At 62.5% G+C, this 9,068-nt stretch carries 7 protein-coding genes; 4 read left to right on the top strand and 3 right to left on the bottom strand.

The window, feature by feature from the left end:
- Positions 1–367: 367 nt before the first annotated feature.
- Both macA and AOA60_RS15250 read left to right on the top strand, forming a co-directional pair.
- Complete coding sequence (gene macA / locus AOA60_RS15255; RefSeq protein WP_099585132.1) at positions 368–1,519, top strand: macrolide transporter subunit MacA; 1,152 nt, start codon at positions 368–370, stop codon at positions 1,517–1,519.
- Between the two features lie 3 nt (positions 1,520–1,522).
- Entirely contained in the window at positions 1,523–3,481 is a 1,959-nt protein-coding gene (locus AOA60_RS15250; RefSeq protein ID WP_099585131.1) for a MacB family efflux pump subunit, read from the top strand.
- A gap of 146 nt (positions 3,482–3,627) precedes the next feature.
- On the opposite strand, the gene AOA60_RS15245 is transcribed toward AOA60_RS15250, so the two are convergent.
- Positions 3,628–4,296, bottom strand: a complete 669-nt coding sequence (locus tag AOA60_RS15245; protein WP_177411529.1) for a helix-turn-helix transcriptional regulator — start codon at positions 4,294–4,296, stop codon at positions 3,628–3,630.
- A gap of 142 nt (positions 4,297–4,438) precedes the next feature.
- A complete protein-coding gene (locus AOA60_RS15240; protein ID WP_099585129.1) occupies positions 4,439–5,683 on the bottom strand; it encodes a methionine gamma-lyase in 1,245 nt (414 codons plus the stop codon).
- A 123-nt stretch (positions 5,684–5,806) separates the two neighbouring features.
- Here AOA60_RS15240 and AOA60_RS15235 point away from each other — a divergent pair, with 123 nt between their 5' ends.
- A complete protein-coding gene (locus AOA60_RS15235; protein WP_099585128.1) occupies positions 5,807–6,277 on the top strand; it encodes an Lrp/AsnC family transcriptional regulator in 471 nt (156 codons plus the stop codon).
- A 96-nt stretch (positions 6,278–6,373) separates the two neighbouring features.
- Positions 6,374–6,811 (top strand): carboxymuconolactone decarboxylase family protein, encoded by a 438-nt coding sequence (locus tag AOA60_RS15230; protein WP_099585127.1) that lies wholly within the window; start codon positions 6,374–6,376, stop codon positions 6,809–6,811.
- Positions 6,812–6,814: 3 nt separating this feature from the next.
- Here the strand turns inward: AOA60_RS15230 and AOA60_RS15225 are convergent, their stop codons facing one another.
- A complete protein-coding gene (locus AOA60_RS15225; protein ID WP_099585126.1) occupies positions 6,815–8,977 on the bottom strand; it encodes a TonB-dependent siderophore receptor in 2,163 nt (720 codons plus the stop codon).
- Positions 8,978–9,068: the final 91 nt, after the last annotated feature.

Here is a 9,068-nt window from a genome sequence, read left to right as displayed (position 1 = left end):
GGTGGGCCTCAGGTTGGCTCTGGCTCTGGCTCTGCTTTTGATTTTGATCTCAAGCGCCCCGTCAAACACGCTGGCCGAACGCAGGCTTGAATCCGTGGGTAACCCGGCAGGACGCCGGGTTAGCCGCGCTGGGCCATGGATGGCCCATCGCGGCGGCCCACGGATTCAAGCCGGAGTGAGGGCACACCGAGCCTAGGCGAGGTGCCGAGTGTTGGGGCAAGAGCCCTTTGGTTACTTTGGGGCTTTTCCAAAGTGACCCGCCGTAAGGGCGGAACCAATAGCCGCCGTTACCCCAGAAACGGATATACACCCGATCCAAAAAAGCCCAACCCAATAGGCCGGGCCAAACCAATTTCTATGGTCATTTATGCAAAACTCTAAATTCCGCAAAATCGGCATATTCACCGTACTGGCCGTCGCCATCGGCCTGATCATCTACACCGTCCAGGCCCCAGCCGATGCACCGCTGTACCTCACCGCAACCGCCGAACGCGGCGATATCGAAAACGCCGTCCTGGCCACCGGCCTGCTCGAAGGCATCAAGCAGGTCGACGTCGGCGCCCAGGTCTCGGGCCAGTTGAAGTCGCTCAAGGTCAAGGTCGGCGACAAGGTCAAAAAGGGCCAGTGGCTTGCGGAAATCGACCCGCTGATCCTGCAGAACACCCTGCGCAAGGCCGAGGTGGATGAGGAAAACCTCCAGGCCCAGCGCCGGGCCACGGCGGCGCAGCTCAGGCAGGCCAAGTCGGTGTATGAGCGCTACAAAGGCTTGCAGAATGACGAGTCGGTCTCACGCCAGGATTTCGAAGACGCCGAATCGAGCTATCAGGTACAGCAGGCCAATCTGTTGGCCCTGGATGCGCAGATCAAAAGCGCGCATATCCAGATCGACACCGCCAAGATCAACCTGGACTACACCCGCATCAATGCGCCTATCGACGGCGATGTGGTGGGCATCGTCACCCAGGAAGGCCAGACGGTGATCGCCAGCCAGTTGGCACCGGTACTGCTCAAGTTGGCGGACCTCGACACAATGACGGTCAAGGCCCAGGTGTCGGAGGCGGATGTGATTCATATCAGCCCCGGCCAGCAGGTGTATTTCACCATCCTCGGTGAGGCTGACAAACGCTACTACGCCAAGCTGCGCGGTACCGAGCCGGCGCCGCAGAACTTCCTCGAAACCCAGACCGCCGGCACGCCCAAGCAGAACACGGCGGTGTTCTACAACGCGTTGTTCGATGTGCCCAACCCCGACCACCGCCTGCGCATCGCCATGACCGCCCAGGTGCGCATCGTGCTCGACACCGCCGAGGCCGCGTTGATGGTGCCGGTGGCCGCACTCGGGGCGCGCAACAAGGACGGCAGTTACGCGCTGCGGGTGCTGGACGCCAAGGGCAAGGCGGTGTCGCGGGATGTGAAGACCGGCATCAACAACAACGTCAAGGTGCAGATCCTGGACGGCCTGGCCGAGGGCGATAAAGTGGTGATCGGCGATGCGTCGCCTGCCGTGGCGGGGAACTGACGGATGAGCCAGCCACTGTTGGAACTCAAGGGCATCACCCGCAGTTTCATGGCCGGCGAGCGCGAATTCATTGCGCTCAAGGGTATCGACCTGACGATTCAGGCCGGGGAAATGGTCGCGATTATCGGTGCGTCCGGGTCCGGCAAATCCACATTGATGAACATCCTCGGCGGCCTGGATTACGCCACCGCCGGCAGCTACAAAATCAATGGCATCGAAACCCGCTCGTTGGGCGATGAGCAACTGGCGGAGCTGCGTCGCGATTACTTCGGGTTCATCTTCCAGCGCTACCACTTGCTGGCGCACCTCAGCGCCTTGCACAACGTGGAAATGCCGGCGATCTATGCCGGCACTCCTGAGACCCAACGCCACAGTCGCGCACGGGAATTGCTCGAACGGCTGGGCCTGGCCAGCCACACCACGCACCGGCCCAGCCAGCTCTCCGGCGGCCAGCAGCAGCGGGTGAGTATCGCGCGGGCCTTGATGAACGGCGGTGAAGTGATCCTCGCCGACGAACCCACCGGCGCTCTCGACACCCACAGCGGTAAGGAGGTGATGCGCATCCTCGCTGAACTGCACGCGGCGGGGCACACGGTGATCATCGTCACCCACGACCCGAAAGTGGCGGCGAATGCCCAGCGCATTGTCGAGGTGTGCGACGGCGAGATCATTAGTGACAAGGCCAACGCCAGCAGTGGCCTGGACGTGCCGGCCGAGACGCCGATAGAGCCGCGGCGCAGCGGCGCACGGCGCCTGGTGGCGAGCCTGGGGCTGTTCAAGGAAGCGTTCAACATGGCCTGGGTCGCGCTGGTGTCCCATCGCATGCGTACCTTGCTGACCATGCTCGGCATCGTCATCGGCATCACCTCGGTGGTGTCGATCTCGGCGATTGGCGAAGGCGCCAAGCGCTATGTGCTCAAGGACATCCAGGCGATCGGCAGCAACACCATCGATATCTTTTCCGGCACCAGTTTCGGCGACAGCCGCGCCTCGGCCATCGAAACCCTGATGCCATCGGATGTGGACGCGCTTAACCAGCTGTACTACGTGGACAGCGCCACGCCGGTGGTGGGCCGCAGTCTGTTGCTGCGCTACGGCAATATCGACCTGGACGCCCAGGTCAACGGTGTCAGCGACCGCTATTTCAAGGTCAAGGGCCTGAAGCTCGAAGCCGGTATTGCCTTCAGCGAAAGCGATGCCCGGCGCCAGGCCCAGGTGGTGGTGATTGACCACAACACCCGCCACCGCCTGTTCGGCCCGAACGTGGACCCGCTGGGCCAGGTGATCCTGGTGGGCAACCTGCCGTGCACGGTGATCGGCGTGACGGCCGACAACAAAAACATGTTCGCCGCCAGTAAGGCGCTCAACGTGTGGGTGCCTTACGAAACAGCGGCGGGGCGCCTGTTGGGCCAGCGTCATCTGGACAGCATCACCGTGCGCATCAAGGACGGCCAGCCGAGCAAGGTGGTCGAAGACAACGTCAACAAACTCATGCTGCAACGCCACGGCACCAAGGATTTTTTCACCAACAACCTCGACAGCATCATGCAGACGGTGCAGAAAACCAGCCGCTCCCTGGCGTTGCTGTTGTCGTTGATTGCCGTGATTTCATTGCTGGTGGGGGGGATTGGGGTGATGAATATCATGCTGGTGTCGGTCACCGAGCGTACCCGCGAGATTGGCATCCGCATGGCGGTGGGCGCGCGGCAGTCGGACATTCGCCAGCAGTTTCTGGTGGAAGCGGTGATGGTGTGCCTGATCGGCGGTTTGATTGGTATCTCACTGTCCTACGCGCTGGGGTTTCTGTTTTCGCTGTTTGTGAAGGAATGGGAGATGGTGTTTTCGGTCGGCTCAATCGTCACGGCCTTTGCCTGTTCGACGCTGATCGGCATTGTGTTTGGCTTTGTGCCGGCGCGGAACGCCGCGCGGCTGGACCCGATCGAGGCACTGGCGAGGGATTGACGCTCACGGGCAAGTGCAAGCTTCGGGTCGTAGCAGCTGCCGAGCCTTGGCGAGGCTGCGTAGCGGACGTATTGACACCCCGCGATCTGCGGGGCGCCAACGCAGCCTCGCTTGCGCTCGACAGCTGCTACGGGGCGACGGGAGGCTTAGCTGGCGATGTCGTCCGTGGCGTACATCCACCGCAACAGCGAATGCCGCCCGCTGATCCCCAACTTGATCGCCGCCCGCTTGAGGTAGCTTTCAATCGTGTTGACTTTCAACGCCAGTTGCTCCGCCAACTCTGGCGCGGTGCGCCCGGCCAGCAGGCCCACGCACACTTCCAGCTCGCGGTTGGACAGGGTCAGGCCCGATTGCACCAGGCGCTCTTCAATGCGCCGGCGCAGGGTGTCGATGCCCTGGTTTTGCGGCGCCTTCGGGTCGCTGTCCTGGCAGCAGGGTTGGATCGCGGTGATGTGTTTTTCCACCATGGGCAGCAGCAGGGTGGAGAAGTCCTGCAGCATGCTGCGTTCCTGGGGCGAAAAGCTTTCGGACTGGTGCGAGCGGTACACCGACAGCACATAGCGCACGTCGTCTTTGCGGCGCGTGAGGTGCAGTTGTGCGGCGGGCTGTGCTTCGCCCAGGGCCGCCACCGAGTCGGTGTAGACCGGGCTGATCTTGCGGCGGGTGTGCCCGTCGGGGCTCACGTGCAATTGGGTGATATGGGTGGCGTCCACTGCCAGTTGGGTGAGGATCAGGTCATGCAGCATGCGTGGGAAATGGCGACTGCCGGTGCTGGCGATGACCTTGCCTATATGTGGGAACAGGTGTGAGTTCATCAGTTCGTCCATGAATGTCGAGTGCAGGACGTATGCTAGTACAGCCTGGCGGCGGCATGGGGATCCAATTGCCAAAAAAACCAGATTAACCACGGCCAACGGCGGCCGGAACTGTCCGACCGCCGCGAGGGGAGCACGGCGCTTATCTCACGGCATGCGCCGCCATCAGCGTTTGGCGTGGCACGGCGCGAGCACATTTGGCCAGCGCTTGTTGCACATCCGCCAGCAGGTCGGCCACATCCTCCAGCCCGACCGATAAACGCACCAACCCCTCGCTGATGCCGTGGTGCGCACGCTCTTCGGGGGTGTAGGTGGAGTGGGTCATGCTCGCCGGGTGCTGGGCCAGGGATTCGGCGTCCCCGAGGCTGACCGCACGGGTGAACAGCTTGAGGGCGTTCATAAAGCGCCGACCGCTGTCGATCCCCCCCTTGAGTTCGAACGCAATCATGCCGCCCGCCTGGCTCATTTGCCGCGCTGCCAGCTCGTACTGCGCGAAAGTGCGCAGCCCCGGATACGTGACCCACTCCACCGCCGGGTGCGCCTGCAAGGCTTCGGCCACCGCCTGGGCGTTGCTGCAATGGCGGTCCATGCGCAGGGCCAGGGTCTTGAGGCCGCGCATCAGCAGCGCGGCGTCCTGGGGCGACATCACCGCGCCGGTCAGATCCTTGAGGCCTTGCAAGCGAATGCGCTGGGCCGTGGCCAGGTTGCTCACGGCGATGCCGGCGGTGATATCGCCGTGGCCGCTGAGGTATTTGGTGGCCGAGTGCACCACCACATCCGCGCCCAGTTCCAGCGGGCGTTGCAGGTACGGCGTGCAGTAAGTGTTGTCGATCACGACCGTGACATTCGGCTGTTGATGGGCGAGGGCGGCCACGGCGGCGATGTCCACCAATTGCAGGGTGGGGTTGGCCGGGGTTTCACAGTAGATCATGCGGGTGGCGGGGCTGAGCGCCGCTTGCAGGGCGGCCAGGTTGGTGAGGTCCACATGGCGCACCTTGATGCCGAACTCGCCGATGCCGTGGTGCAACAGGGCGAAGGTGCAGCCGTAGAGGGTCTGGCTGACGATCACTTCATCGCCTGGCCGCAGCAAGGTCCAGAATGTCGCGGCAATCGCGCCCATGCCGGAACTGAACGCTACCGCCGCCTCGCCGTTTTCCAGGGTGGCCATGCGCGACTCCAGCAGCGCCAGGGTCGGGTTGGAAATGCGTGTGTAGAAGTGGCCGCTGGCTTCGCCGGCAAAACACGCGGCGCCGTATTCGGCAGTTGGGAAGGCAAACGTGGCCGAGAGGTAGACCGGTGGCACGAGCGCGCCATGGTGGTCCTTGGGGTCGTAGCCGTGGTGGATGGCGCGGGTGGAAAAGCCGAATGCATGGTGTTTATTGTTCATGTCGGGCGCTCCTTATTTCCTACAATGCTATGCTCATAACCACAGATGGATTTTGCAAACTTTGCCGACAAATCCCGCGTTAAGGGATGAAAAACCCCTAAAAACAACAAACAGAGGCACATCATGCCCGTCACTCTGGATCGCACCGACAAGGCGTTGTTAAACGCCCTGCAAGGCAACGCCCGTCTCACCGTGGCCGAACTGGCCGACCGCGTGTCCCTGACCACCTCACCGTGCTGGCGTCGCGTACGTAACTTGGAAGAGAGCGGGGTGATCAGCGGTTACCAGGCGATTCTTTCGCCCAAGGCGCTGGGGTATGGGGTGACGGCGTTTGTCAGCATCATGATGGAGAGCCACACCCAGGACATCGCTCGGGCGTTCGAGCAGCGTTTGTTGGAGATTCCGGAAATCGTGGCGTGTCACAACGTGTCCGGGCGCTATGACTTTTTGCTCGAAGTAGTGGCCAAGGACCTGGAGTCGTTTGGCGAGTTTGCGCGGGAGGTGTTGCAGACGCTGCCGTGCGTCAAGGAGATCTATTCGAGTTTTTCCTATAAGTCGGTGCGGCCGTTGCGGGTGATTCCATTGCCGGGCTGACGCATTGGCTACCTGATCTTCTCCACAATTGGATATTTCTCGCGGCTGCGACGGTGACTAACCTAGCCACCAATCCCACCGTCCTGGAGTTCCACCATGCAAGCCCGTACCGATTTCTACACCGCATCCCCAGACGCCATGAAAGCCATGCTTGCCCTGGAAGCGGCGGTCGGCAAACTCTCTATCGAGTTGCCGTTGCTGGAGCTGATCCGCCTGCGCGTGTCGCAGATCAACGGCTGTGCCTTCTGCCTCGACATGCACACCGCCGATGCCCGCAAGGGCGGCGAGACCGAGCGGCGCCTGTACACCCTGTCGGCCTGGCGTGAAACGCCGTTCTTCACCCCGCGCGAACGTGCGGCGCTGGCCTGGGCCGAAAGCCTGACGCTGATCAGCCAGACCCACGCCCCGGATGAAGATTTCAATGCACTGGCGGCCGAGTTCAGCGCCCAGGAACAGATCGACCTGAGCGTCGCGATTGCCACCATCAACAGCTGGAACCGGTTGGCAGTGGGTTTTCGCAAGATGCCCAAGTAAGCCTCAGAAGTTGACCGACGCACTCAGCCGCGCCGTCAGAGGCGCGCCCTGGAACAGATAGTCATCGCCCATGTACTCGCCCGCGTCGCGCCAGTAGCGCTTGTCGAACAGGTTGTCGACGCTCAGGCGAAACACCGTTTCATAGCCGTCCACCTTGGTGGTGTAGCGGCTGCCGACGTTGACCACCGCGTAATCCCCCACCTCCACATTGCCGCTGCGGTTGGCGTACTTCTTGGCGCTGTATTGCACACCGCCCAGCACCGCCAACCCATTCACCCACGGCAACGCATAGTCGGCGTAGACACTGGCGCGCAGCTTCGGCACGTTGATCGCCTGGTGCGCTTCGTATTCCGGCGTGCCGCTGCCGGTCACCCGCGCGCGAATGGCTGCCACGCTGCTGGAGATTTGCAGGCGCTCAGTGGCCCAGCCGTTGGCCGAGAGTTCCACGCCGGTGTTTTTCTGCTCGCCCTGCTGCACATAGGTGAAGTCGCCGGCAGCGTCGGGCTTGGCGTACTGATAGGCCTGGCGGGTCTGGAACACGGCGGCGGCGAAGCTGATGCGGCGCCAGTCGTATTTCACGCCGGCTTCGATTTGGCGGGAGGTGGTGGGGGCGAGGGTTTCATCGGCGTTGGTGGCGAACCACGGCGCCGTACCGCCCAGGGACAGGCCCTTGCTGTAGCTGGTGTAGAGCGAGACGTTTTCAATCGGTTTGTAGATCAGCGACGCCTGGGGCAGGAACACGTATTGCTGGGTATGGCGGGTCTGGTTGCCAGTTTCGCCGTCGAAGGCCTTTTCATCCAGGCGCACCTCGCGACCACCGAGGATGGTTTGCCATTGCTCGTTGAAGCGGATGCGGTCGGTGACGAACACGCCGTATTGGCGGCTGTCGAGGTTGCGGTGGCTGTCATTCAGCGGTTTGTCGGTGGGGGTGAATGTCGGCGTGTCTTCGTCGATGTTGCTGGTGCCGATGTACTCGTTGACCGGCTTGCGCTTGTCGACCACCCGGCGGAGCGCACTGGTGCCGACGGTCAGCTCATGGCCGATACCTGCGGTGTCGAACAGCCCGGTCATGGCCGCCTGGACTTCATCGTCACGGCGGGTGTCGTCGGGGCTGCGGTAGTCGTAGACGTCGTAGCTGCCCTCGGGGCTGAAGGTGTTTGGCACCTTGGCCGTGCAACTGGTCGAGCCGTAGCAGCCCCAGGCAAACGAACTGTAGTCGTCGATCACCACCTTGCTGCGCGCCGCGCTGACGCTGCCTTGCCACTGGTCGCTGAAGCGGTATTCAAACTTGCCGTTGAGGTTCAGCGAGTCGATGCCGACCTGCCTGGAACCGCTCTGATGGCCGAGCAGTTTTTTCGGCGAGGCGTCGTGGGGCAATTCGGTGCCGCCGAGCAATTGATAACCCGGTACCGAACGCTGTTGCTTGTTCTGGTACTCGGCGTCGAGTTGCAACACGGCGTCGGGGCTGATGTTCCAGTCGAAGGCCAGGGACACAAAGTCGCGCTGGCCATTGGCGTGCTCGACATAGGAGTTGAGGTCTTCGTGGGCCACGTTCGCGCGCAGGCCGAATTGCTGCTCAGTGCCAAACCAACCGCCGACATCGGTGGCGATATAGCCGCTGCCGCGATCATCGGTGGAGACCGTGACCGAACGCACATCCTCCGGGCGCTTGGTCACATAGTTGATCACGCCGCTGGGTTCGGAAACCCCGCTTTGCAGGCCCGCCAGGCCCTTGAGCACTTCGACCTGCTGCTTGTTTTCCAGGGCGACGTTCTGCTCGCCGGTGATGGTGCGCCCGTTGATCTTGTAGCTGCTGGCCGCGTTCAGCGAGAAGCCGCGCACCACAAAGTTTTCGTAGTAGCCAATCGGCGCATAGCTGTCGCCCACCGAGGCGTCGTTGCGCAGCACTTCACTGAGCAGGCGCGCTTGCTGGTCCTTGATCAGGGCGGCGTTGAGCACGGTGATCGAGGCTGGGGTGTCTAGCAGCGGTGTTTCGCTGAAGCCACCGACCGAGGCGGTATCGGCGCGATAACCGGCCTCATCCTGGCCCTGGACCTTCACCGCCGGCAGTTCGATCTCTGCCGCGAGGCTGTTGCCGATACCGCCGCTGAGCAGCAGGCCGAGGGCGAAACGGGAAGTGACGACGGGACGAAAACGCAAAACCATGGGGGCAAGGCCTTAAAGCGCAGGGCGGGGGGCGCATAAGCTAGGCATAACGGCGCGGTTTTACAAGTTATTGAGAATGGCCGCACAGACA

It is taken from the genome of Pseudomonas sp. 2822-17 (assembly GCF_002742485.1).
Classification (GTDB): domain Bacteria; phylum Pseudomonadota; class Gammaproteobacteria; order Pseudomonadales; family Pseudomonadaceae; genus Aquipseudomonas; species Aquipseudomonas cyclaminis.
This window is presented reverse-complemented; position numbering and strand designations above follow the sequence as displayed.